The sequence below is a fragment of the Pasteurellaceae bacterium RH1A genome (assembly GCA_012221805.1).
Lineage (GTDB): Bacteria > Pseudomonadota > Gammaproteobacteria > Enterobacterales > Pasteurellaceae > RH1A.
The window spans coordinates 641,258-666,513 of the sequence record CP015195.1 but is presented as its reverse complement, the minus strand read 5'-3'; the positions used below and the strand labels follow the sequence as shown (position 1 = coordinate 666,513).

The 25,256-nt window shown below is 49.5% G+C and carries 23 protein-coding genes, 2 tRNA genes and 1 rRNA gene; 7 read left to right on the top strand and 19 right to left on the bottom strand.

What is annotated here, in order from left to right; translation table 11 throughout:
* Window positions 1–26 precede the first annotated feature (26 nt).
* The 3 genes from A4G20_03245 to fieF are packed head-to-tail and all read left to right on the top strand — an operon-like array spanning window position 27 to window position 2,237.
* Window positions 27–812, top strand: coding sequence for a hypothetical protein (locus A4G20_03245; protein ID QIW15414.1), 786 nt, complete (start codon window positions 27–29; stop codon window positions 810–812).
* Complete coding sequence (locus A4G20_03240; protein QIW15413.1) at window positions 809–1,357, top strand: ABC transporter ATPase; 549 nt, start codon at window positions 809–811, stop codon at window positions 1,355–1,357. The genes A4G20_03245 and A4G20_03240 overlap by 4 nt, the downstream gene beginning before the upstream one ends.
* Entirely contained in the window at window positions 1,347–2,237 is an 891-nt protein-coding gene (fieF, locus tag A4G20_03235) for a divalent metal cation transporter FieF (protein QIW15412.1), read from the top strand. The genes A4G20_03240 and fieF overlap by 11 nt, the downstream gene beginning before the upstream one ends.
* A 36-nt stretch (window positions 2,238–2,273) precedes the next feature.
* On the opposite strand, the gene A4G20_03230 is transcribed toward fieF, so the two are convergent.
* The 5 genes from A4G20_03230 to A4G20_03210 form a co-directional block, all read right to left on the bottom strand.
* Entirely contained in the window at window positions 2,274–4,679 is a 2,406-nt protein-coding gene (locus A4G20_03230; protein QIW15411.1) for an endopeptidase La, read from the bottom strand.
* A gap of 163 nt (window positions 4,680–4,842) precedes the next feature.
* Window positions 4,843–5,118 carry a hypothetical protein gene (locus A4G20_03225; GenBank protein ID QIW16841.1) on the bottom strand — a complete coding sequence of 92 codons (276 nt, stop codon included), beginning with the start codon at window positions 5,116–5,118 and terminating at the stop codon, window positions 4,843–4,845.
* A gap of 82 nt (window positions 5,119–5,200) precedes the next feature.
* Window positions 5,201–5,512, bottom strand: a complete 312-nt coding sequence (locus A4G20_03220; GenBank protein ID QIW15410.1) for a hypothetical protein — start codon at window positions 5,510–5,512, stop codon at window positions 5,201–5,203.
* A 97-nt stretch (window positions 5,513–5,609) separates the two neighbouring features.
* Window positions 5,610–5,686, bottom strand: a tRNA-Arg gene (locus tag A4G20_03215).
* Window positions 5,687–5,710: 24 nt separating this feature from the next.
* Window positions 5,711–5,787 (bottom strand) — tRNA-Pro (locus tag A4G20_03210).
* A gap of 169 nt (window positions 5,788–5,956) precedes the next feature.
* On the opposite strand from A4G20_03210, the gene A4G20_03205 reads away from it, so the two are divergent.
* Window positions 5,957–6,808 carry a bifunctional methylenetetrahydrofolate dehydrogenase/methenyltetrahydrofolate cyclohydrolase gene (locus A4G20_03205; protein ID QIW15409.1) on the top strand — a complete coding sequence of 284 codons (852 nt, stop codon included), beginning with the start codon at window positions 5,957–5,959 and terminating at the stop codon, window positions 6,806–6,808.
* Window positions 6,809–6,910: 102 nt separating this feature from the next.
* Window positions 6,911–7,999, top strand: a complete 1,089-nt coding sequence (locus A4G20_03200; protein QIW15408.1) for a metallophosphoesterase — start codon at window positions 6,911–6,913, stop codon at window positions 7,997–7,999.
* 41 nt (window positions 8,000–8,040) lie between these two features.
* Here the strand turns inward: A4G20_03200 and A4G20_03195 are convergent, their stop codons facing one another.
* From A4G20_03195 to A4G20_03160, 8 genes are all read right to left on the bottom strand, one after another.
* Complete coding sequence (locus A4G20_03195) at window positions 8,041–9,231, bottom strand: mannose-6-phosphate isomerase, class I (protein ID QIW15407.1); 1,191 nt, start codon at window positions 9,229–9,231, stop codon at window positions 8,041–8,043.
* The gene (locus A4G20_03190; GenBank protein ID QIW15406.1) at window positions 9,228–9,704 is read right to left on the bottom strand and encodes a hypothetical protein; all 477 of its coding nucleotides are present in this window, start codon (window positions 9,702–9,704) and stop codon (window positions 9,228–9,230) included. Before A4G20_03190 ends, A4G20_03195 begins: the two co-directional genes overlap by 4 nt.
* Before the next feature lie 77 nt (window positions 9,705–9,781).
* Complete coding sequence (locus A4G20_03185; GenBank protein ID QIW15405.1) at window positions 9,782–10,618, bottom strand: PTS N-acetylgalactosamine transporter subunit IIC; 837 nt, start codon at window positions 10,616–10,618, stop codon at window positions 9,782–9,784.
* A 13-nt stretch (window positions 10,619–10,631) separates the two neighbouring features.
* Window positions 10,632–11,432, bottom strand: a complete 801-nt coding sequence (locus A4G20_03180; protein ID QIW15404.1) for a PTS mannose/fructose/sorbose transporter subunit IIC — start codon at window positions 11,430–11,432, stop codon at window positions 10,632–10,634.
* Window positions 11,433–11,441: 9 nt separating this feature from the next.
* Entirely contained in the window at window positions 11,442–12,419 is a 978-nt protein-coding gene (locus A4G20_03175; protein QIW15403.1) for a PTS mannose transporter subunit IIAB, read from the bottom strand.
* A gap of 360 nt (window positions 12,420–12,779) precedes the next feature.
* A complete protein-coding gene (locus tag A4G20_03170; GenBank protein QIW15402.1) occupies window positions 12,780–13,151 on the bottom strand; it encodes a hypothetical protein in 372 nt (123 codons plus the stop codon).
* A gap of 24 nt (window positions 13,152–13,175) precedes the next feature.
* Window positions 13,176–13,616 carry a hypothetical protein gene (locus A4G20_03165; GenBank protein ID QIW15401.1) on the bottom strand — a complete coding sequence of 147 codons (441 nt, stop codon included), beginning with the start codon at window positions 13,614–13,616 and terminating at the stop codon, window positions 13,176–13,178.
* Window positions 13,617–13,667: 51 nt separating this feature from the next.
* Window positions 13,668–16,316 (bottom strand): DNA gyrase subunit A, encoded by a 2,649-nt coding sequence (locus tag A4G20_03160; protein ID QIW15400.1) that lies wholly within the window; start codon window positions 16,314–16,316, stop codon window positions 13,668–13,670.
* 309 nt (window positions 16,317–16,625) lie between these two features.
* Here A4G20_03160 and A4G20_03155 point away from each other — a divergent pair, with 309 nt between their 5' ends.
* Window positions 16,626–17,387 carry a transcriptional regulator gene (locus A4G20_03155; GenBank protein QIW15399.1) on the top strand — a complete coding sequence of 254 codons (762 nt, stop codon included), beginning with the start codon at window positions 16,626–16,628 and terminating at the stop codon, window positions 17,385–17,387.
* Window positions 17,380–18,258 (top strand): 4-hydroxybenzoate polyprenyltransferase, encoded by an 879-nt coding sequence (locus A4G20_03150; protein QIW15398.1) that lies wholly within the window; start codon window positions 17,380–17,382, stop codon window positions 18,256–18,258. Before A4G20_03155 ends, A4G20_03150 begins: the two co-directional genes overlap by 8 nt.
* Window positions 18,259–18,360: 102 nt before the next feature.
* Here A4G20_03150 and A4G20_03145 read toward each other — a convergent pair whose 3' ends face one another.
* The 6 genes from A4G20_03145 to rrf form a co-directional block, all read right to left on the bottom strand.
* The gene (locus A4G20_03145) at window positions 18,361–18,993 is read right to left on the bottom strand and encodes a pyridoxamine 5'-phosphate oxidase (GenBank protein QIW15397.1); all 633 of its coding nucleotides are present in this window, start codon (window positions 18,991–18,993) and stop codon (window positions 18,361–18,363) included.
* Between the two features lie 66 nt (window positions 18,994–19,059).
* Window positions 19,060–20,010, bottom strand: coding sequence for a homoserine kinase (locus A4G20_03140; GenBank protein ID QIW15396.1), 951 nt, complete (start codon window positions 20,008–20,010; stop codon window positions 19,060–19,062).
* A complete protein-coding gene (locus tag A4G20_03135; protein QIW15395.1) occupies window positions 20,010–22,466 on the bottom strand; it encodes a bifunctional aspartate kinase/homoserine dehydrogenase I in 2,457 nt (818 codons plus the stop codon). Before A4G20_03135 ends, A4G20_03140 begins: the two co-directional genes overlap by 1 nt.
* A gap of 283 nt (window positions 22,467–22,749) precedes the next feature.
* Entirely contained in the window at window positions 22,750–24,276 is a 1,527-nt protein-coding gene (locus A4G20_03130) for a PLP-dependent threonine dehydratase (GenBank protein QIW15394.1), read from the bottom strand.
* Window positions 24,277–24,290: 14 nt separating this feature from the next.
* On the bottom strand, window positions 24,291–24,881 hold the full coding sequence (locus A4G20_03125) for a peptidylprolyl isomerase (GenBank protein QIW15393.1): 591 nt from the start codon (window positions 24,879–24,881) through the stop codon (window positions 24,291–24,293).
* A 196-nt stretch (window positions 24,882–25,077) separates the two neighbouring features.
* Window positions 25,078–25,193, bottom strand: a 5S ribosomal RNA gene (rrf, locus tag A4G20_03120).
* Window positions 25,194–25,256 lie beyond the last annotated feature (63 nt).

Sequence of the window (25,256 nt, the reverse complement as noted above, 5' to 3'; positions counted from 1 at the left end):
ATGATTTTTGACCTTAAAGAGGCCCTATGCTTGCCCTAATTTCCCCTGCCAAAACCCTGGATTTTGACCAAGATTTTCCCCAATTTGCAAAAACCCAGCCAGAATTGACCGCTTACAGCCAAGAACTGATTGAGATCTGCCAAACCCTGTCGCCTGCTGACCTGGCCAGCCTCATGAAAATCAGCGACAAACTGGCCAGCCTCAATGCCGCCCGTTTTGGCCAGTGGACACGGGAGCATACCGAGGCCAATGCCAAGCAGGCCCTCTTTGCCTTTAAGGGCGATGTTTATACTGGCCTTGATGCGGAAAGTTTAACCGCCGAACAAGTCGAATTCGCCCAAAACCACTTGGGCATTCTCTCTGGCCTCTACGGCCTGCTTCGGCCGCTGGATTTGATGCAGCCCTACCGCTTGGAAATGGGCACCAAACTAGCCAACCCTCGGGGCAAGAACCTCTATGAATTTTGGGGCAAAGTTATTACCGATCAGATCCAGAAAACCCTAGATAAGCAGGGCGATAATATCCTTATCAATCTAGCCTCTGATGAATATTTCGATGCCGTCAAGCCTAGCCATTTGCAGGCTCGCATTATCAAGCCTGTTTTCCTGGATGAAAAAAACGGCAAGTTCAAAATCATCAGCTTCTATGCCAAAAAGGCACGAGGGCTCATGGTGCGCTTCTTCCTGCAAAATCAACTGACTGAACCTGAAGCCCTTAAAGATTTCAACCTGGGTGGCTATTGGTTTGATGAGGCCAGTTCGTCTGAAAATGAGTGGGTTTTCAAACGCAATGAAGGAGAGGCCACCTCATGAGAAGCCTCCTATTTGCAAGTTTCTGCCTGATTTTAGCCGCTTGTAGCAGCCGCCACTTTGTCTTGCCCGAGCAAATTCACTTCAAGGGCGAGGACTATGTGGTGGCCTCCCACAGCCAAATTGATGAAATGCAGCAGTTGCTCTACCTACCTCAAAATAGCAGCCAAAACCCCGAAGACTGGCAAAGGGGCTTCTTGCTCTTTACCGACAAAAATTCAGCCCAAAAAAGCCTGCAAGAGCGTCTAACCCTACGCCAAAAGGCCTTTGCCCAACAGGCTAGCACACAGGCTGATCTTAAAATTGAAGACGGCGAATTACGCAGCCAAGTCCTCTACCCGCCCATTGAACGCCAGCCCAACTATCAGCTGGAAGTTTCCCGAGGGCGGGATTTGGCCTGCGGCTTCGGGCAAATGCAGTTTTCCGACAAGCGGTTAGGATTTGCAAAAAACCTGCAAAATCTGACCGCTTTACAAGCCGAACTAAAGGGCCTGGCCAAGGAGTTAGCCCAAATGGCCTGGCTGATTGGGTGTGCTCATGCAAGCTGATTATGAAAAACTGGTTAAACGGGCAGCAAGCTTTGCCATTGTGGTGGCGGCCAGCCTGATCTTGGTCAAGGCCTTTGCCTGGTGGAAAACGGGATCCATGGCCATTTTAGCGGCCATGACCGACTCTTTGGTCGATCTCTTCGCCTCGCTAACCAACATTGTGGTGCTGCGTTTCGCCCTGCAACCTGCCGATGAAGAACATAGCTTCGGCCACGGCAAGGCCGAATCCTTGGCCGCCCTGGCCCAGAGCGCCTTTATCACGGGTTCGGCTGCCTTCTTGCTCCTGCAAGGCATTCAACGGCTGACCGAGCCACAGCTGATTGTGGAAACTGAACTAGGTATTGCTATCAGCTTGATTTCCATTGCCCTGACCGCTCTCCTGGTGCTCTACCAACGCAAGGTGGTCAAGCTTACCCAAAGCCCGGCCATTGAGGCCGACTCCCTGCATTATCAAACCGATCTCCTGATGAACGGGGCCATTTTAGTAGCCATGTTGCTCAATATGTGGGGCTTTATCTATGCCGATGCCCTCTTTGCTATCGGGATTGCCCTATACATTGTGCTTAATGCGGCTAAAATGATGTGGGAGGCCGTCCAATCCCTCCTAGACAAGGCCCTACCCCAGGCAGAAATCGACCAAATCTGGTGCATTGCCCTCAATCACCCACGCATTTTGGGCATTCACGATGTCAAAACCCGCCGCTCAGGCTCCACCCGCTTTATCCAGCTGCATTTGGAGCTAGACGATCACCTGCCCTTCTTTGAGGCCCACGACATCAGCGACAGCCTGGAAGAAAAACTGCGTGAAGCCTTTCCCCTGTCCGAAATCATCATCCATCAAGAACCAACCTCGGTGGTGAAAGCTGAAAAAATGGCATAAAAAAACAGCCTCAAGTGAGGCTGTTTCTGTATTCTCCTACTGCACCGCAGGCTTGGATCTCGGTTTTTTGACCTTAATGCTGGCTGAAAGGGCCGGCGAAAACTCAATCCCCATAGGCGGATTTTCCAGTGCTAGGGCCAGTACCTCATCAATGGTTTCCACAGGGTGAATGCTAAGGGCTGCCTTGGCATTGTCTGGGATCTCTTCCAGGTCTTTTTCATTCTCTTTTGGAATAATTACAGTCGTAATCCCGCCCCGGTGGGCTGCCAGTAATTTTTCTTTCAAGCCACCGATTGGCAGCACCTTGCCCCGCAGGCTGATTTCGCCAGTCATAGCCACTTCTTTGCGTACAGGGTTGCCTGTTAAGCTAGAAATCAGGGCGGTACACATGGCAATACCCGCACTTGGGCCGTCTTTCGGTGTGGCTCCATCTGGCACATGGACGTGAATATCCCGTTTTTCGTGGAAATCATCGGCAATGCCCAGTTTCTCGGCACGAGCACGTACTACGGTCATGGCGGCCTGGATGGATTCCTTCATCACATCACCCAAGGAACCTGTGTAGCTCAGCTTGCCCTTGCCCACCACAGAAGCAGTTTCGATGGTCAGCAGGTCGCCGCCCACTTCTGTCCAGGCCAGGCCTGTTACCTCGCCCACCCGGTTTTGGCTGTCCATCTTGCCGTAGTCAAAACGGCGAACGCCTAGGTAGTCGTGCAGGTTGCTTTCATCAACGGTAATGGACTTGAGTTTCTTGTCCATCACCAAGGCCTTAACCGCCTTACGGCAGATTTTGGCGATTTCCCGCTCCAGATTACGCACGCCCGCTTCACGGGTGTAGTAGCGGGTAATACCGAGAATGGCCGAGTCTTCAATGGTCAGCTCATTAGCCTTGAGACCGTTGTTCTCCTGCTGCTTGGCAATCAAATGCTCCTTGGCGATGTGCATTTTTTCGTCTTCGGTATAGCCAGATAAGCGAATAACCTCCATCCGATCTAGCAGGGCGGGTGGGATGTTCATGGAGTTGGACGTGGCCACAAACATCACATCAGACAGGTCGTAATCCACCTCTAAATAGTGGTCGTTAAAGGCCTTGTTTTGTTCAGGGTCTAACACTTCCAAGAGGGCGGATGCTGGGTCGCCCCGCATATCCTGGGCCATCTTGTCGATTTCATCCAAGAGGAAGAGCGGGTTCTTCACACCCACCTTGGCCATTTTCTGCATTAGCGATCCTGGCATAGAACCAATATAGGTGCGGCGGTGGCCACGGATTTCGGCTTCATCCCGCACCCCACCCAAAGCCATGCGAACATATTTACGACCTGTCGCATTGGCAATGGACTGACCCAGCGAGGTTTTCCCCACACCAGGCGGGCCAACCAAGCAAAGGATCGGGCCTTTCAGTTTATTCAGGCGGCTTTGTACGGCTAGGTATTCCAAGATCCGCTCCTTGACCCGCTCAAGGCCATAGTGATCCTTGTCCAAGACCTCTTGGGCCTTTTGCAAGTTTTTCTTAACCACAGACCGCTTGTGCCAAGGCATTTGCAGGATCCAGTCAATATAGCCCCGCACCACGGTGGCTTCGGAAGAGCTTTGCGGCATGGCCTTGAGCTTGTTGAACTCCAAGTCCATCTTTTCCTTGACTTCAGCCGGCAGTTTGGCCTCTTCAATCTTGGCCTTGAGCTTGTCTAGTTCGCTTTGCTCCTGATCTTCACCATTGCCCAACTCTTTTTGAATGGCCTTGATTTGCTCATTCAAATAGTAATCCCGCTGGTTCTTTTCCATCTGCTGCTTGACCCGATTGCGGATGCGGCTTTCGGTTTCCAGGGTGTCCATTTCGGTTGCCATGGCCAGAAGCAGAGCCTCAAAACGCTTGTGCAGATCCGTTTCTTCCAAGAGGGATTGCTTCTGCTTAACAGGGGCAATCAGGTTGGCAGCGATGGTGTCGGCCAGGCGATCTTCGCCCACAATTTTATTGAGTTTAGGCAGGATTTCGGCAGGAATTTTCTTGTTATTTTTCACATAGCCTTCAAACTCCACCAAGGTGGTTTTGGCTAGGGCCTTGAGTTCCTCATCGTCCTGCTCATAATCAGACACCTGCGGCACCACGCTGGCCCAGAAGCCGTTTTCATCATCAGCAATATGCTCGGCCTTGGCCCGTTGAATGCCTTCAACCAGCACCTTGACCGTGCCATCAGGCAGGTTAAGCATTTGGATAATATTGGCCACCACGCCATAGGCATAGACATCCGCCACGCTTGGATCTTCATTACTGGAATCTTTTTGCGCCACTAAAAACAGTTGCTTATTGCTGTCCATGGCCGTACGCAGGGCCTTGACCGATTTTTCACGCCCAACAAAAAGTGGCATCACCATAAAGGGAAAAACCACCACATCACGCAGGGCGAGGAGGGGTAATTCAATACTTTTTTTCTTTCTAGCCATAAAGCGCTCTCTTACTTCTTAAAATGCAATTTGTCTATTATGGGGATTGTTAGGCAGAACTCAAGGGGAAATGTGATTTTTTGCGGGGAAAGGAGAAAAGGGATGCGTTTCATCGAGCCTAGAAAAACAAAGCTGGTCAGAAGCGGCCAGCTTAAAGAAAACATTAGGCATGCAACTCATGAATCAGCTCTGGTTTACGGTAGAGCAAGTCTAACAAAGTTTTAGCCGCACCACTTGGCTTGCGTAAGCCCTGCTCCCAAGAACGTAAGGTTGCAACAGAAATACCCAAACAGGCTGCAAATTTTGGCTGTGAAAGTTGTACCTTATGGCGCATTTCAACAATAGGAGAAAGGGGAATTTGAGTAATTTTTGCCTGAGTAAAATCGCCACCTTTTACTTGGCTCAATGTTTCCCTTAAGTCGTCTGCATGCTCAAGCATTTCAGGATCATCATCAATAACCGCTTGTACAATGGCATCAATATTCCAATGCTTGGTTTTCTCCTCAATTTTTTGATAGATCTTATCCATTTCTTGCTCCTTTCAGTTTTTTCACATCTTGGCTAGAGAGATTTTCTTTTTCATTTTTAGCATAAATATCCATCATTATGATTACGCCATCTTCCAGCAAATTAAAGTAAATCACACGAACACCACCTCGCTTTCCTTTACCATTGGCTTGCCAACGGATCTTGCGTAATCCCTCAGCATGGGGAATCACATCGCCTGCTAAAGGATATTGAGCAATATAACTGAAAAATGCCAGACGTTCATCCTCTGTCCAAATAGCTCTAGCCTTCTGCTGAAATTTGATATGTTCAATAATGGTGTACATAATTTCTCCCTAAGCAGGAATATTATATGTACTACTTTGTAATATTGCAAATAAGGAAATTCAGCTTGCTAAATTAAAGAAACAGGAAAAAATAAAATGGCACGCCCTAAAGGATTCGAACCTTTGACCCACGCCTTAGAAGGGCGTTGCTCTATCCAGCTGAGCTAAGGGCGCGTTGAATAAGGAGGAAAAAAGAAGTGGTCGGCGAGATAGGATTTGAACCTACGACCCACTGGTCCCAAACCAGTTGCGCTACCAAGCTGCGCTACTCGCCGACAAGATGTGGTGCATTATAGTTTTTTCAGCTCATTTTTCAAGGTTTTTCTACATTTTTGCCCCCATCCGCTTGAAGTTTATGCGTTATTGAAATTCTTGCTTACAAGCAGTCAATTTTTTGAGAAAATAGCAAACGTTTTCTTTTTTACTCGTCTTTAGGAGAAGTGAATGCCTGCTCAAGTGATTTCAGGAACGGCCTTGGCTGCAAATATTAAGGCTGAGGTGGCCCAAAAATTAGCCAGCCATCTAGAAGCTGGAAAACGCCCTGCGGGGCTGGCTGTGGTCTTGGTGGGAGCTGATCCTGCCTCGCAAGTTTATGTGAATAGCAAACGCAAAACCTGTGCCGAAATCGGCATTCAATCCAAGTCTTACGATTTGCCTGAAAGCACCTCAGAAGCGGAACTCTTGGCCCTGATTGAAGAACTCAACCAAGATGAAGCAGTTGATGGCATTTTGGTGCAACTACCTTTACCTAAACAGATTGATTCCACCAAGGTGATTGAAGCTATTGCCCCACACAAAGATGTGGACGGCTTCCACCCCTACAATGTCGGCCGCCTCTGCCAACGCATTCCAACCCTGCGAGCCTGCACCCCTTATGGTGTGATGAAGCTCTTGGAACAAACCGGCCTTGACCTCTACGGCAAGCACGCTGTGATTGTAGGCGCCTCCAACATTGTTGGTCGCCCGATGGCACTTGAGCTTCTCTTGGGGGGCTGCACCGTAACCGTTACTCACCGCTTCACCCAAGACCTGGCCAGCCATGTTAAACAGGCCGATATTTTGGTGGTTGCCGTTGGCAAGCCGCAGTTTATTCCAGGTGAATGGATTAAAGAAGGCGCGGTGGTTATTGATGTGGGCATTAACCGCTTAGAAGGCAAGCTGGTGGGCGATGTGGAATACGAGGTCGCCGCCCAACGGGCAGGCTTCATCACCCCTGTGCCAGGCGGCGTGGGGCCTATGACCGTGGCCATGCTGATGCACAATACCCTTCAGGCCTATGAGGAACATATCGCCTAATCGCAAGCGGTTAAATTAGCGTAAATTTTTGCAAATCCATCAAATCGGCAGCCTTTTCCTTGTAGAATGCTGCCGATTTTGATTTTTTATTAAGGATTTCACTTGGAATATCGTTACATTATTACCTCAGCCATCGCCTTTCTGGCCCTGCAAATCTTTCTTTTTTCCTTTACCAAAACGATTAGCTGGCTTTTTAGTCTTAAACGCACACCCAAATTTCTCTTAGGTGCTCTTTTTTATGTCAGTGCTAATGCCCTGATTATCCTGCACCTAACCCGCACTTTGCACGCCTTCCGAGCCGTAGCCCTGATGCTGGCCCTCCTGCTTTTTGCTTTTTTTATCTCCATTTTGACCGCTTGCCTTTACAAACTGGGCCAGCATATTATGGATAAAAACAAGCTCAACACCGGCCTCAAGGTCTTTTATCCCCTGGCCTTTTGTGGCCTGGTGGGCTTGAGCATCTATAATGCCTACACCCCAACCGTGGTGCGTTATTCGGTTACACTGGATAAGCCCTTGGCCCAGCCACTACGCATTGGTATGGCCAGCGATCTGCATTTAGGCAAGTATTTTGGTGCCAAGCAGTTGGACAAACTGGCTGACATTATGAACCAAGAAAAGGTGGATCTGATTTTAATGCCGGGCGACATTATGGACGATAATGTGGAAGCCTATGTGGCCGAAAATATGCAGCCGCATTTAGCCAAACTTCGCGCGCCTCTGGGCGTTTATGCCACCCTGGGCAACCACGACTTTTTCGGGGCGGAGCATTCCATTTATGAGGAGCTAACCAAGGCCGGCATTAAGGTGCTATGGGATGAGGCCGAAACCATTAACAACCAGTTTGTGATTGTTGGCCGTAACGATGATTTGCACAAGGCCCGCCCAAGTGCCCAGCAGATCTTAAGCAAGGTGGACACACAACTTCCGATTTTCCTTATGGATCACCGCCCAACCGAGATTGAGCAGCACGCCCAACTGCCGATAGATATTCAGGTTTCAGGCCATGCCCACAAGGGGCAAATCTTCCCAGCCAGCATCATTACCAAGCTCATGTACCGCCTGGACTATGGCTATGAAGAAATCAACAAGACCCATTTTTTCGTCACCTCAGGCTACGGCTTCTGGGGCATTCCTATGCGTTTAGGTTCGCAATCAGAAGTAATGATTATTGATGTAAAGGGCAAATAAGCCCCAAAAGCACCGAGAGCCTCCCTCTCGGTGCCTGTCTTTTATTTTTTTATCTCAGGCAACCTGGCCAAAACCGCATAACCTGCTTGTTGGGCCTGGATTTCAACCTGGCTATTGGCCGTAATCAAACTGGCCTGGCCTTGCTTCAAACCTAGTTTAGTTTCCCCCTCTTGTAAGATAAGCTCTCCTTCCATCACCAACAAAATCATGGCGCTATCTGCCCTTTTACTCAAAACCTGGCCCGCTTGATAAGCAAGGTGCTCTAAGGCAAAGTCTTGTGCTGGTGTGGGGTAGAGATGTTCACCCTCTTCTGGGGCTGGCTGGATAAGCGCTGGCTCAATTTCCTGATAATCAATCACCTTCAATAACTCCGCAATATCAACATGCTTAGAGGTGAGGCCGCCACGAATAACGTTATCTGAACAGGCCATCAGTTCAATATTTTGGCCCCGTAAATAGGCGTGCGGAATGCCTGCATCTTGGAAAATTCCCTGGCCTGGTTTGACTTCAACAATATTGAAGAGGTAGAAGGACATGAGGCCTGGATCCAGCTTATCTTCACTTATGCCCATGGCCTCTAGGCTATAAAGCACCCAGTAATCTGGGTTATCCAGCGAAAGCCTGTGATAATCCTGGCGGTGCTGTTCAATAATGGGCATCAGCCATTGGCTAAGCTGGGCCTGTGGAGCCTGCATAATCTGGGCATAAATACTGGGCAGATCTTGGTTTGCTAAGGCTTGGGCCAGACCAGCCAAGGACGGGCGTTGGGCCAGGGTAGCCATAATCTTAGCCTTGGTCTTAAAGCCGTGCAGGAGCCAGAAGTCCGACAGGGCAATCATCATTTCAGGCTTGTGGTTCTTATCCTTGTAGATTCGCTTAGGCGAATCTAAAGCAATGCCTAGTGCATTTTCCCGGACAAAGCCCTCCTCTGCCTGTGCTCTAGTTGGGTGGATCTGGATGGAAAGGGGCAATCTCACATCCAAGATCTTTAAGAGATAGGGCAAGTCCTGGCCCATATTGGCCCCTAGGGCTGAAGGATTTTTTGCAAAAAATTCAGCCAAGGAGACCGCTTGTTGATTAACTTCAATGGCTGAAGGCGAAGAAGGATGGGCCCCCAGCCACCATTCTGCATAGGGTTGATTGGCTGTGTTTTCCAATTTTAGTAGCTGGGGTAGGTAGTCAAAGCCGCCCCAGGCATAGTGTTGAAGAGTGCCAGAAAGTGGGTAAATCATGGGTTCTCCTTATTTGCTTGTTTGTAACCCCCAAAGAAATTCACGGCTTGCTCCAGATCTTGGGCCTGGGCCAGCCTGGCCAGGAGCCGTCTGCCCCCTTTCAGGTCGATAACCAAGATATTGCCTTCTGCCAGGTTAATTTGCTCAATGGCCTGATAGCGGAAATAAACATTCCCAAAGAAGAAACCCTCTTCTTTTAAGAGCAGGCGGGGCCGGCGGATAAAGACCGCATAAATGGCCAAGATAATACAGAAGCTGAGCAAAAAGAGGGGAAGGGCTTCAATTTGGTTTTGCAGGCCCTGGTAGATGGTAATAATGATAAGGCCAATAAGGATAAGGCCATCCGCCTTGGCCTGGGGCTTGAGGAAAAGGCTTAATCGGGTCTTGCCCTTGAGCTTGTCCATCAGGAATTGATCGTAAAAGGCATAGGCAAGGAAGAGAAGGATGCCGAGGAGGAGGATGAAATTGGTCATAAGAGATAAGTCATCTAGATCAAGCGGGGCCCTTTTGCAGATTTTTTGCAAAACTGCCCCGCTTGTGGGTGGGCTGATTAGGCTAGAATACCTGTCCAGGCCCCGAAGATACCGATGGCGAAGAAGCCGATGATAATCCACAAGGCATTGACACGGTTACGCAGGAGCCACATACAGGCGAAGGTCAGCAAGAGTGGTAAGAGGCCTGGCATGAGGCTATCTAAGATGGTTTGCACCGTTTCCACCTTGGTTGTGCCGTCCTGCATTTGGATGGTGGCCACTTCCAGCGGCACGTTAATGCTGGTCCATTTCTGTACCAAGGCCCCCATGATAAAGAGACCCAGGATGGATGAGCCTTCGGTCAGTTTTTGCAATAAGCCACCGCTCATATCGCCCACCACGTCTAAACCCTTCTTATAGCCGTAGGTTACACCGAAGTAACGGGTGGCTAAACGCACAAGGTTAAAGAGCACGAAGAAGAGGATAGGGCCTAAAATATTACCGCTAACCGCCAAGCTTGCACCCAGGGCAGCGAAGATTGGGCGGGCAGTTCCCCAGTAGATTGGGTCACCCACACCTGCCAACGGCCCCATGAGACCAACCTTGATCCCGTTAATGGCCGCATCGTCAATTTCCTTACCGTTAGCACGCTCCTCTTCCATGGCGATAGTCACACCCAAGACAGGGGCTGCTACGAAGGGTTGGGTATTGAAGAACTCAAGATGGCGTTTGATGGCATCTTTACGCTCTTGGGAGTTTGGATCTGGGTAGAGGCGTTTGATAACCGGCGAGATGGAATACATAAAGCCCAGTGCCTGCATACGCTCAAAGTTCCATGAACCTTGGAAAAGGTTTGAACGGCGAACCACGGCATTTAAGTCGCCTTGGGTTACTTTTTTGATTTCTGTTGTCATTTTTCTGCCCTTCTTAGTCAAGTCTGTTATCTAAACCGTTGTCTTGTGCCGCTGCGGCAACCACAACATTGCTTTTGTTATATTTTGGATGGAGTTGGATATAAACCACGGCCGCCACTGCACCTAGCACACCTAAGGCTACCAGGTTGAAGTCGGTGAAACCAGCTACCACGAAACCGAGGTAGAAGAATGGCATAAGGTGGCCGGCCCGCATCATATTGATCACCATGGCATAACCGACGATGGCGATAAAGCCCCCTGCGATTTTTAAGCCGGTGGTTACCACAGCTGGAATAGCGTTAAGAAGTGATTGCACCACATCCGTGCCAGCCGTTAAGGCAACAATGAGGGCTGGAATGGCAATCCGCATGGCTTGAAGTAATAAGGCACCACGGTGGATCCAGTCAAGGCGGTTTAAGTCACCTGTTTCAACCGACTTGTCGGCTGCGTGTTGGAAGCCCACGGTAATGGCACGCACTACATAGGTTAGCACCTGGCCGGCGGCAGCAAGTGGAATGGCAAGGGAGATACCGGTTGCGATGTCCTGACCACCTACGATAACTAGGATGGTAGAAACCACCGAAGCCAAGGCCGCATCAGGGGCAAGGGCCGCACCGATGTTCATCCAGCCAAGGGCGAGCAACTCTAAGGCACCGCCAACCATAATGCCGGTTTTAATATCGCCTAACACCAAGCCGATAAGGGTACAGGCAATTAGCGGGCGGTGGGTTTGCCATTCATCAAGAATCGATCCCATACCTGAAATACAGGCAACAAGAAAGACAAGTACAATTTGTAAAGTAGAAATTTCCATACGATTTCCTTAGATTAAGTTATTTTTCTTTAATAAATCCATCATATATTGACGGCTATCATTTGAAACCTTACGCACATCAAGCTCAATCTTCATGGCATCAATGGCCTTGAAGGCTTCAATATCTTTATCATCTACGGCCACGGCAGAGGTGATCATCTTCTTGCCGTCACGATAGGCCATGCCCCCGATGTTGATGGAATCCATCTTCACACCACCTTCAAGCAGGGTAAGCACATCGCTTGGGTTGGTGAAGAGCAACATAACCCGATCATCACCATATTCTGGATTGTTATAGACCCGGATCATCTTGGCCACATCCACCACGTGAGCTGTTACCCCTGGTGGTGCAACGCTTTTAAGCATGGTTGAACGCACCTTGTCCTTGGCCACATCATCATTAACCACAATAATGCGACTGACCCGGCTTTCCTTAGTCCAGCGGGTTGCCACTTGGCCGTGGATTAAACGGTCGTCAATCCGAACCAAACCGATGGTCATACGTTTGCCCTTATCCACCACTTGCGGAGCTGGAGCAGCTGCAGCCTGGGCGGGTGCCGCAGGGGCTGGAGCAGCGGCTGCCGCAGGTTGATGGTTAAGGGAACGAATGCCGGTTGAACCTGCTTCCAAGGCCACTTCGACTAGCTCTTGCAAGGTTTCGACATCATCACGGGCCATACAGGTGTTGACCAGCATCGGGATATTGACCCCAGCCACCACATCCATATTAGGCTTGCCTTCTTGGACACGGTTGGCGGCATTAAATGGGCTGCCGCCCCACATATCAACCAAGAAGAGTACCTGATCACAATGGGCAAGCTCATTGTCGAGTTTGGCCTGATATTTGCCCATAATGGTTTCCGCATTTTCGCCTGCTACGAAGTCGATAGAAACGACATCGTCTTGCTCACCGATCAACATTTCTGTTGTCTTGAGCAACTGCTCGGCTGCGACACCGTGGGTTGCTACAATAATAGCAATACTCATTAAAAGCTCCTTATTGAGGAAAATTTACAAAATCAAAACTTGGCTATTATAACGTAATTTTTTGTAAACATGTGTGAAGTAGATCACAAATTTTTCTGAAAAGGCCCATTTACCTAAGGCATAACCGATGAAAAACCGAAATTTGATAACAATTTTCTAACAAAACAAGCGGTAAAAAATGTGTAATATTTCACAAATTTTTTACCGCTTGCGCTTCATTTGATGAATAAACTTCAAGATTTAAGAGGGCTTGCAAATTTTTAGGCAAAATCAACCGCTTGTAAAAATCATCTCTCCGAGAGGCAAAGCCTCTCAATCATGCTTAACCACGTACGGCTTGCCGTGCGTGGGTTCAAAAATTCAAGGCAACTGCACCAACTTATAAGCACCATAAAGTTGATTAACAAAAGGATTATTGCCCTCAAAAACGAGATTGGTATAAATAAGCCCAGCATCATCTGAAAGATAGGCAGCCAGGTCATAATTTTTGGTTAAAACAGCCACCCTTTTAAACACCTGCTCTCGCAGCTTTTGTTCACTCTGGTTAAAGTCATCTATCCCTTGGGTTTTCATGGCCTCAAGGCTTTTATCCGCACTGGCCCAGCTTTTATCAAAATCAGCTTGTTCCCGTCTCTCTAAATAGGTGTCGATATGATCTTCCCATTCTTCATTTTGCAGGAGCTGCTCAAGTGCTTGGGAAATATGGTTAAAAATTTCATTTATTTGACACATTTTATCTTCCCTTATCCCTTCTTATTAAGGCTCTATATAGCCTAAAAAATCTTGAATAAAGGCTAAAAAACTTTCCCATTCTTTTTCAGCCTGCTGATGTTCAATAAAATCATTTAGGCCATCTGCCTCAACCAAATAGACCTTATCAGATTTTATATCATAAAAAAGATAGTCTTCTATATCCTCGCCCATGAAAGAAAGATATTGATGGGGCAGGTTATATGCTTGCCTTAAACGGAAGGTTTCACTCGTTTCAAGATCTTCTATATCCATGCAGAAGTCCATTAAATAGCCAAATTTCCCGTATATTTCATCACTATAGGTGGACCAAAAATAAATAAAATCTTCATTCTTTTCTTGGCTTAAACCCAAGTCTTGTAAGAGCTTGATATAATTTTGAGACTCTTGAAAAAAGATACGACCAAGGCTTTCGTTTAAATGTTCAATAAAATTTTCACTTAACATAAATAATCCTCTTTAAAATAAAGGCACAGACGAAACGCCTGTGCCTTGTGCTTATTCTTCAGCTTCCGCCTCTGCAAGCTCATCCTCTTCGATTTCACAAATCTTCTCGAGGCTGACCACTTGTTCGTCTTCAGCCGTTCGGATGATCCTGACCCCTTGGGTGTTGCGGCCAACCAGGCTGACTTCGTTTACTCGGGTGCGAACCAGGGTGCCGGCATCGGTAATCAGCATGATTTGGTCTGTTTCTTCCACTTGAACAGCAGCCACCACTTTGCCGTTGCGGTCATTGACCTTGATGGAAACTACGCCCTTGGTATTACGGGATTTAACTGGGTATTCGTCTAACTTGGTGCGTTTGCCGTAGCCGTTTTGGGTCACGGTTAAGATTTCGCCCTCGGTTTTTGGAATCACCAGGGAAACCACCTTGTCGGTGTTCAGATCCACACTGCCGTCCTCGGCCTCTTCGTTTTCAATTGGCTCGATATCGGCTTCTTCTAGCTCCTCAAGCATATCGCTGGTGGCCAGTTTCATGCCTCGCACACCGGTGGCGATCCGGCCCATGCCCCGCACGCCTTTTTCATTAAAGCGAACCACACGGCCTTGGGCGGAGAAGAGCATGATTTCGCTGTCGCCGTCGGTGATGTCCACGCCAATCAGCTCATCGCCCTCACGCAGTTTCAGGGCAATCAGGCCGCTGGAACGGACGTTGCCAAAGGCATCAAGCGAAACTTTTTTCACAATGCCGCTGGCCGTGGCCATAAAGATAAACTTATCGGCACTGAATTCGCCATTTGGAATTGGCAGAATGGCGGTGATACGTTCGTTTTCTTCCTTAACCAATGGCAGGATATTCACAATCGGCGTGCCACGGGCGCCACGGCTGGCCTGTGGTAGCTGGTAAACTTTTAATTGGTATAAGCGGCCACGGGTGGAGAAGCAGAGAATGGTGTCGTGGGTGTTGGCCACCAAGAGGCGTTCAATAAAGTCGTCTTCCTTCATTTTGGTGGCAGATTTGCCCTTGCCGCCTCGGCGTTGGGCTTCGTATTCAGTCAGCGGCTGGTATTTCACATAACCAGCGTGGGAAAGGGTCACCACCACATCTTCTTGGGCGATCAGATCTTCTAGGTTGATGTCGGCTGAACTGGTGGTGATTTCCGTGCGGCGTTCATCGCCAAAGCGTTCTTTAACCAAGACCAATTCTTCACGGATCACTTCCATCAGGCGTTCTGAGCTGTTGAGAATATGGAGCAACTCGGCAATTTCAGCAAGTAATTCCTTGTATTCATTGATGATTTCATCAAAGGCCAGGCCGGTTAGGCGGTGTAGGCGAAGATCTAAAATTGCGTTGATTTGAGCTTCAGATAGGCGGTAGTGGCTGCCCTGAATGCCGTATTCTGGCTCCAGATCTTCTGGACGGGAGCTGACATCCAAGAGGGCTGTCATGGCACTGTTGAGATCCCAAGTGCGAGAGCGGAGGTTTTCTGCCGCCTCTGGGCGATCCTTAGCACTACGAATCAGCTCAATAATCTCATCAATATTGGAAATGGCCACGGCCAAGCCCTCTAAAATATGGGCACGGGCACGGGCCTTGCGCAGTTCAAAAATAGAACGGCGGGTCACCACCTCACGGCGGTGGGAGACAAAGGCTTCAACAATTTGTTTGAGGTTGAAGAGTTTCGGCTGGCCGTTGTCCAGAGCAATCATATTGACCCCGAAGGTGACCTGCATTTGGGTTAAAGAATAGAGGTGGTTGAGAACAATTTCCGCCACCGCATCTTTTTTGACCTTGATTTCAATCCGAATGCCCTCGTCATTGGAGAGATCATCCACATCGCTGATGCCTTCGATCTTCTTCTCGTCAGACAATTCGGCAATCTTCTTAACCAATTCAGCCTTATTAACCTGATAAGGCAGCTCGGTCACGACAATGAGTTCACCGCCCTTGTCATGGGTTTCAATGGTGGCCTTGGCCCGCACATAAACCTTGCCCCGGCCTGTTTTGTAGGCATCTTCAATGCCCTTACGGCCGTTGATGATGGCTGCGGTTGGGAAGTCTGGGCCAGGGATATAACGCATAAGCTCATCAATGCTGATGTCGTTGTTATCAATATAGGCTAGGCAGCCGTCTAGGACTTCGTTGAGGTTGTGGGGCGGAATGTTGGTGGCCATACCCACCGCAATGCCTGATGAACCATTGACCAAGAGGGTTGGGATCTTGGTTGGCAGCACATCTGGGATCATGAGCTCGCCATCATAGTTAGGCGAGTGATCGACCGTGTCTTTATCTAAGTCCGTCAAAAGCTCCTGGGTGATGCGTTGCATACGGGCTTCGGTATAACGCATGGCCGCAGGGGCATCGCCGTCAATCGAGCCAAAGTTCCCCTGGCCGTCCACCAGCATATAACGCAGGGAGAAGGGCTGGGCCATCCGTACAATGGTGTCGTAAACCGCCGAGTCGCCATGCGGGTGGTATTTACCGATCACATCACCGACAATACGGGCCGATTTAACGTATTTTTTAGAGGCTGTATTGCCGTTTTCGTGCATGGAGAACAGCACACGGCGGTGGACGGGTTTTAAACCATCACGCACATCTGGCAGGGCACGGCCCACAATCACGGACATGGCGTAGTCAAGGTAGGAGGTTTTTAATTCATCCTCAATGCTGACGGGGGTAATATCTTTGGCTAATTCGCTCATTGAAATTTCCTAATCTGAAAATAAAGGGTTGCCCAGGGGGCAAAAAATTGGCCAGATTATAGCACAAAAGCACCGAAAAAGGTTGAAAAATCAGGGGTAAAAGTTGAAAATGTGCTTGTGTAAACTAGGTTAAAAAGCCTAGATAAAAAGATAGAAAAGATAGCGCCAGCCTCCAGGCTGGTGCTGATAATTTTCGGAAAAAGGCACCAGCGAAGACCCTGGCGCCAGCATTAAGGGCATACAAGCGGAGCGATTTTTAGCAAAATTTGCAAAAAATCCGCCCAAATTGACCGCTTGTTAGGAGGGCAAATGAAACAATCCATTCGACACAAAAAAATCATTGAAATGGTCAATCATCAGGGCTACGTCAGCACGGAAGAACTGGTGGCTGAACTTGGGGTCAGCTCCCAAACCATTCGGCGTGATCTCAATGAGCTGGCCGAAAGCAACCTCATTCGCCGCCACCACGGCGGGGCGGGCGTGCCGTCTAGCAGTGAAAACAGTGATTACAGTGAACGCAAGCTCTTCTTTTCCAGTGAAAAAAATGCCATCGGCCAGGCCGTGGCCAGCCGTATTCCCAATGGCTCTTCTCTCTTTTTAGACATCGGCACCACCTCCGAGGCCGTGGCCCACGCCCTGCTCAACCACCAGGAGCTCAATATCGTCACCAACAACCTCAATGCTGCCCACATTCTTATGCAGAAGGAAGATTTTAATATCACGGTGGCAGGTGGCAATTTGCGCACAGATGGTGGCTTAATTGGCGAGGCCACAGTGCAGTTTATTGAGCAATTCCGCCTGGATTTCGGCATTCTGGGCATCAGTGCGGTGGACAGCGATGGTTCCATGCTAGACTATGACTACCATGAGGTGCAGGTCAAACGGGCCTTGATGCAAAGTTCCCGCCAGGTTTGGCTGGTGACCGACCATTCCAAGTTCAGCCGCAAGGCCATTGTTAAACTGGGCAATATCAGCGAACTCAACGGCCTCTTTACCAACCGTGAGCTGCCCGCCAACCTCCAACAACACTTGAGCCACCATGATGTGGCGGTTTATATTTGTCATGACTAAGATTTTTTCCAAAGACAAGTGGCAGGCTCTAACCCAGCTTATGCGGCTGGACAAGCCCATCGGCACCCTGCTCCTGCTCCACCCAACCCTCTGGGCGCTTTTTATGGCCGCCGATGGCTTTCCGCCCATCAATATTTTCCTGATTTTTGTGCTGGGCGTGATTGTTATGCGGGCGGCAGGCTGTGTGATTAACGACTATGCCGACCGTCATATTGACGGCCAGGTCAAACGCACCAACCAACGCCCCCTGGCCACTGGCCGAGTGACCGAAACCGAGGCCAAGATCCTCTTTGGCGGCCTGCTCCTCATGGCCTTTTGCTTGGTGCTGCAACTCAACACCTACACCATTTTGCTGTCCTTTATTGCAGCAGGCCTGGCCGTGGTCTATCCCTTTATGAAACGCTACACCCACCTGCCCCAATTGGTGCTGGGCATGGCCTTTGGCTGGTCTATCCCCATGGCCTTTGGGGCGGTGAGCGAAAGTTTACCATTGGAATGCTGGCTGCTCTTCTTGGCCAATCTAGCCTGGACGGTGGCCTACGACACCCAATATGCCATGGTGGACAGGGATGATGATCTGCGCATCGGGGTAAAATCTACCGCCATTCTCTTCGCCCAATACGACAACAAGATCATCGCCCTCCTGCAATTTACCACCTTGGGCCTACTGGTTTGGCTAGGCTATCTCAAGGATTTCAACCTGGGCTATTTTGTCGTGCTTGCACTGACCGCCACACTCTTTATCTACCAATGCTGGCTAACCAAAAAACGGGAAAGAATGGCCTGTTTCAAGGCTTTTTTGAACAATAATTATGTGGGAATGGGGATTTTTGTGGCCATCTTGGTGGGGATTTTGGGCGGTAAATGGTAACCTTGGATGGCTCAGATGGCGCTAGCGCCCTCGCTGGTGTCTTTTATATCAATGAGTTATCAGCACCAGCGTGGACGCTGGCGCTATCAATAGTTTACTGCCCTAAGGCGACAAACGCTCCCTTACCCACTCCCCCTCTGACAGACGATAACAAATCCTGTCATGCAGGCGGCTGGTTCTGCCCTGCCAAAACTCAATCCGTTCAGGCACTACCACATAGCCACCCCAATGGGCTGGGCGGGGGACGTTCAGAGGGTATTTGAGGGTAAAGGAGGCCGCTCGGCTTAGAAGAGTGCGGTAGCCCTCGATCACCTGGCTCTGCTGGCTGGCCCAGGCCCCAATACGGCTGGTGTAGGGGCGGCTAGCAAAATATTGATCAGACTGGCCTTCAGGTAGTTTTTCTACCCTCCCTTCAACCCGCACCTGGCGTTCTAATTCTGGCCAGAAGAAGGTGAGGGCAGCAAAGGGGTGGGCGGCCAGGGCTTGGCCCTTGTGGCTTTGGTAGTTGGTAAAAAAGACAAAGCCCTGCTGATTGACCTCTTTGAGCAGCACCATACGGCTAGAAGGCCGGCCATCAGGCTTGACGGTGGCCAGGTTCATGGCTGTCGCTTCATTAACCCTGCTTTGCAGGGCTTCTGCCAGCCATTTTTCAAACTGAACCAAGGGATCTTGGGCACAAGCTCCTAGGGACAGAGCCTGCTTGCGGTAATCATCACGAATGTTGTGTAAGTCCATCCTTCCTCCAAAGAACAAGCGGCCAGACTTTGCAGATTTTTTGCAAATCCTGACCGCTTGTAAGGCCTAGCTAATCTCTCTTGCCCCTTGATTATCCACCTTACAAATATGAATAAAGCCTTCATTATTTTGTAAGTAGTGCTTCTCAAGGTAGGCCACCAGTTTTTGGGCGTGCTCCAGGTCTGGTGCGATGGCAAACATGGTTGGGCCGGAGCCTGAAATACCGACCGCTAAGGCCCCCAAATCCTTACAGCCCTGGCGGACTTCTGGGAAGTTGGGTAGGAGGTTTTCACGGTAAGGCTCGGCGATTAAGTCCTTCATCATCACGGCAGCCAGCACATCCTGGTGGGTGTGGCAGGCGTGGACGAAGGAGCCTAGGTAACGAGCCTGTTGGATCATCTCTGCTCTGGTGTAGCTTTTCGGCAAAATGGCTCGGGCTTCAGCCGTCGAAACCTCAATGCCTGGGTAGGCCAGCACCCAGTACCATTCATCAAAAAATGGGATAGGCTGGCAGATATTGCCTAGGGACTGGGTCATGAGTTGCAGGCCGCCCAAGTAGCAAGGGGCAACGTTGTCGTAGTGGATGGAGCCTGAAATTCTGCCCTCGAGTTCGCCCATCATTTCCAAGAGTTCCATCTTAGAAAAAGGCTCTGCATGGAATTTATTGAGGGCAACCAGGGCCGCCACAATCGAACAGGCACTGGAACCTAGGCCGGAACCAATCGGCATATTTTTTTCAAGCGTCAGGCGTAGATTTTTGACCACGCCGCCCCGTAATTTAAGGCGTTCGCTAAAGAGCACATAGGCCTGATAGACGATATTTTTTTGCGGCTCTTTAGGCAGTTTCCGAACAAAATAGCCGGCACTTTCTAGCTCAAAGGGGCTGTCGCAGTCTTCAATCTGCACCACATCGCCCAAGAGTGAGCCATCAATCGGGGAAATGGCCGTGCCCAGGCTGTCAAAGCCTACGCTTAAATTGGCACTGGAGGCCGGGGCATAAATCCGTAAGACGCTCATTAGTTGGCCCCCCCGTGTAGGGTGCGGAGGATGTCGGCAAAGACACCGGCAGCCGTCACTTCATTACCAGCCCCATAGCCCCGAAGTAGGAGTGGAATTGGGTTGTAGTAGCGGGTGAGGAAGGCCAGGGCATTTTCACCGTTTTTGACCTTGTAGAGCGGATGATCGGCCTCAACTGCTTCAATGGCCACTCGGCACTTGCCGTTGGTGATGGAGCCAACATAGCGGAGCACCTTGCCACAAGCGGCGGCTTCGTCCACTTTTTTTGCAAATTCCGCATCCAGCTCTGACAGGACCTTGAGGAAGTCGGCAGTTGGCAGGTCTTCAGCAAAGCCTTTCGGTAATACGCCTTCCACTTCAATGTCGTCTAGCTCCAGTGGCAGGCCTGTTTCACGAGCCAAAATCAAGAGCTTACGGGCTACGTCTTGGCCAGATAGATCGTCACGAGGATCGGGTTCGGTATAGCCCTTTTCCTTGGCCAAGAGGGTGGCTTGGGAGAGGGTTAAGCCTTCTTCCAATTTACCGAAAATAAAGGACAGCGACCCCGATAAAATCCCCTCGAATTTCTCCACTTCATCACCAGCAGCCAAGAGGTTTTGCAGGTTCTCAATCACTGGCAGGCCTGCCCCCACGTTGGTTTCGTAGAGGAACTTATGCTGGCTGGCCCGGCCGTTTTCCCGCATTTCTTGGTAGTAGGCATAGCTGGAGGTGTTGGCCTTCTTGTTTGGTGTCACTACGTGGAAGCCTTCTTTGAGGGCGCGAGCATAGAGGTTGGCTACCGACTGGGCCGAGGTGCAGTCCACAAAGACTGGATTGACCACATGGTGCAATTTAATGAAGGAAAGCAGCACATCAAAGTCTGACGGCTGGGTGGCATTGGCCAGATCCGCCTTCCAGTTATCCAGGTTGAGGCCACGTTCGTCTAGGAGCATTTTATTGGCATTGGCCAGGGCACAGACCCGGATTTCGATGTCTTTTTTAGCCAGAAATTCCTTCTGCTTTTTTACCTGTTCAATCAGTGCGCCCCCTACGCCTCCCACCCCGACTAAGAACATATCGACTACTTTTTTGTTGTTAAAGAGGTTTTGGTGGGTGGCCTTGACCGCTTCGATGGCCTTGTTCATCGGCACCACAGCGGAGATGGAACGTTCAGATGAGCCTTGGGCAATGGCCACAATGCTGATATTGGCTTGGGCCAAGGCACCGAAGAAGCGGGCGGCGATCCCCTTAGAAGAACGCATACCATCGCCCACCACTGACACCACAGAAAGATCTTTAATCACTTCGATTGGATCGAGCGAATTGTCAGCCAGTTCGGCACTAAATTCCGCATTTAAGACATTTAAAGCCCGATCCGCCACCTTAGCTGGTACACAGAAACTGATGCTATATTCAGAAGAAGATTGGGTAATCAGAATAACGGAAATGCCCGCTTTCGAAATGGTGGAGAAAACTCGGGCCGCCATACCGACCATGCCCGGCACGCCTGAACCAGATACGTTAAACATGGCCACGTTGTCTAGGTTGGTAATACCTTTCACCTTGAGGTTGTCGGTGGCTACATTGCCATCAATAATGGTGCCTGCCGCCTCTGGGTTGCCAGTGTTTTTGATGAGGCAAGGAATATTGAGCGGCACCAAAGGCCCGATAGTGCGAGGGTGGATAACTTTAGCACCGAAATAGGCCAGCTCCATGGCTTCTTGGTAGGACATTTTTTCCAAGCAAATAGCATCCGGCACTAAACGTGGATCGCAGGTAAAGACCCCGTCCACATCTGTCCAGATTTCACAGCATTCAGCCTTTAAGCAGGCGGCTAAGCAGGCAGCAGAATAGTCTGAACCATTACGGCCTAATAAGACCAATTCACCCTCTTCATTGCCGGCAGTAAAGCCGGCCATGAGCACTACATTTTTAGCTGGAATGGAGGCGGCATCAACCCGCTTGGTGGATTCTGCAATATCTACTGAAGATTCTAAATAGGAACCGTGGGCTAGAAGTTTTTCAACGGGATCAATCCGAGTAACCTCGTAGCCCTTGGCCTCAAACCAGGCCTGCATCATGGCAATGGAGAGTTTTTCGCCTCGACAGTGAATGGTGGCCGCCACCTTGTCAGAAAGGGACTTGCTGACCGCTGCCTCTCTGGCCACGCCCTGAATTTGCTCTAATTCCGCCGCAACCAAGGCCAGTAAGCCCTCACGGTCGAACTTATTATTGGCTTGATGTAAACCGTTGATGATGTTGTGGAAGATTTCAGTAGCTTCAGAGAGGTGGCTTTCAAAGGATTCGCCTAAAATGGCCTTATCGACAATGGCGACTAGGTGGTTGGTGATCTTGGCCGGAGCAGACAGCACACCGGCCGCCTGGCTCTTGAGGTGGGCCTGTTCAATAAGGTCAGCCGCCTGCATAAAGCGTTCTGGGTTGGCTAAAGAAGTGCCTCCAAATTTTAGAACTCGCATAGTTTCTCCTGAATAGTTTGTATTTGTAAAAATAGGTATAAAAAAACCCGCTTGTGGGCGGGTTCAGTTGTTCTGTTAGTTTGAGCCAAATCCACCCGCACTATGGCTTTTGCATAATGGTCGTCATGGTGGTGGTAATGCTTGCAAATTGTTTCATTGCTTGGCCCTTGGCTTGTCAAAAACAGGTGAGAGAATGGCTTAAGCCGTCAAGATTGTCAAGTCTTTTTACTCACACAAGCGGCCTATTTTTGCAAATTTCTCGCAAGTTTTGACCGCTTGTGGCCTAGCGTAAAAATTGTTGATAGGCCCGACTTTCACTGACATTTTGGTAGCTATAGCCCAGGACTTTTAGGTGCTGGTTAAATAAGACCTTGTCGTTCTCATCTAGATCAAAGGCTACGAGAATATCACCATAATCCACGCCGTGGGCACGGTAGTGGAAAAGGGAAATATCCCAATGGTTGCCTAAGGTTTGGAGGAATTTAAGCAAGGCGCCCTTTTGCTCTGGGAATTCAAAGCTGTAGAGGCTTTCATTCTCAATGCTTGGGCAGTGGCCGCCGATCATATAACGCACATGGGTTTTGGCAATGTCGTCATCAGACAGATCGCTTACCTCATAGCCATGCTGCTGGAGGTTGTCGATAATATCGGCCTTCTCTTTTTCCCCTGCAATGCGAACTCCAACAAAAACACAGGCTTGGTGATCATCAGCGTGACGGTAGTTAAATTCGGTCACGGCTCGGTCTCCCAAGATTTGACAGAATTTAAGGAAGCTGCCCTTTTGTTCAGGAATGGTCACGGCCAGCAAGGCTTCGTGTTTTTCGCCCAGCTCACAGCGTTCAGACACATAACGTAGGGTATGGAAATTGAGATTGGCACCCGACAGAACACAGGCTAAATTTTCGCCTTGTAGATCATGTTGGGCGGCATATTTTTTCAAGCCCGCCAAGGACAAAGCACCCGATGGCTCAGATACGGCACGCACGTTTTCAAAAACGTCCTTCATGGCCGCACAGATTTCATCGGCATCCACCAAGACTACATCATCAATATACTGCTGCAAGAGACGGAAGGTTTCATCGCCAATCCGTTTGACAGCCACACCATCAGCAAAGAGGCCAACACGGTCTAAATCGGTCGGTTGTCCTGCTTTTAATGCAGCGTAAAGGCAGGCTGAGTCCTCAGATTCTACCCCGATAACCTTAACATCCGGCAACATTTGCTTGATAAAGACAGCCACACCCGCTGCCAAACCGCCACCGCCAACCGGCAGAAAAATACGGTCTAAATGGGCATTTTGCTGGAGCAACTCTAGGCCAATGGTGCCCTGGCCTGCGATAACCTTGGGGTGATCGAAGGGGTGAATAAAGGTCATGCCCAATTCTTGGGATAAAGCAATGGCCTTGGCCTTGGCTTCATCGAAATTAGCACCGTGTAAAAGCACCTCACCACCAAAGCCCTTAACAGCATCAACCTTGATAGAAGGGGTGCTTTGAGGCATAACGATAAGGGCCCGCAAGCCCAAATGGTTAGCAGAGAGGGCAACGCCTTGAGCATGGTTGCCGGCCGAGGCCGCAATCACACCCGCCGCCTTTTGTGCAGGAGAGAGGGAGGCAATCATGGCATAGGCCCCACGCAGCTTAAAGCTGTGGACAGGCTGACGATCTTCACGCTTAATAAAGATGCTATTACCCAAACGCTCCGAGAGCTTTTCCATTTTTTGTAAGGGGGTGGTTTGGGCCAGATCGTAGATATTTGAACTTAAAACGGCACGGAGGTAATCCGTGCCTGATAGGAGGGAGTTTTCCATCTGGTCACACCTAATTAGTGATTGCAACCACAACCGCCGTGTCCGTGATGATGGTCGTGATCGTGGTGGTGATCGTGATGAGAGCCGCAACCACAGCCGTGGCCTTCTTCATCGCTGTCGTGACCACCGCAGCAACCGCCGCCTGAATGGATATGGCCGTGGGCGATTTCTTCTAATGTCGCTTCACGGGTGGCAACTACTTCAACAACAAAATGTAGTTCTTGGCCTGCCAACATGTGGTTGCCATCCACTACCACTTCATCACCATCTACTTCAGTGATAACCACCGGTAATGGACCGATGTCGGTGTCTGCGATAAAACGCATGCCCACTTCTAATTCATCCACACCTTGGAAGACTTCTTTTGGCACACGTTGTACCATATTTTCGTTGTATTCGCCGTAGGCTTCTTCAGGCTGTACGCGTACTTCTAACTTATCGCCCACACTCTTGCCTTCAAGAGCATTTTCTAAACCGATAACAAGGTTGTTATGGCCATGTAGGTATTCAAGGGGTTGATTGGCTGGTGCTTCATCCACTAATACGCCATCTTGGGTACGCACTTGATAGGCAATGCTTGGTACAACGTTTTTGGTAATTTTCATTCAATAATCCTTATGTTTTTAAAAGGGGAAAAGGTCTTGCATTGTACTCTGTTCTGCCCTCTTTGAGAAATAGAAAGTACAAGTTTTTACAAGCGGATCTTTTTTGCAATTTTCTTGCAAATCTCAACCGCTTGTCTTAAGTCTAGATAGCAAAAAACCGCTAAAGCTTTCACTCTAGCGGTTCTTCTTAATAAAACCCTGATGGTGTCCTACTCTCACATGGGGAAACCCCACACTACCATCGGCGTGACTGCGTTTCACTTCTGAGTTCGGTATGGGGTCAGGTGGTGCCACAGCACTATGGCCATCAGGAAAATTCTTTTCTCTGTTGTTTTTTGTTTTTGTTCTTTTTTGTAATCAAGCTGAAAACCTAGT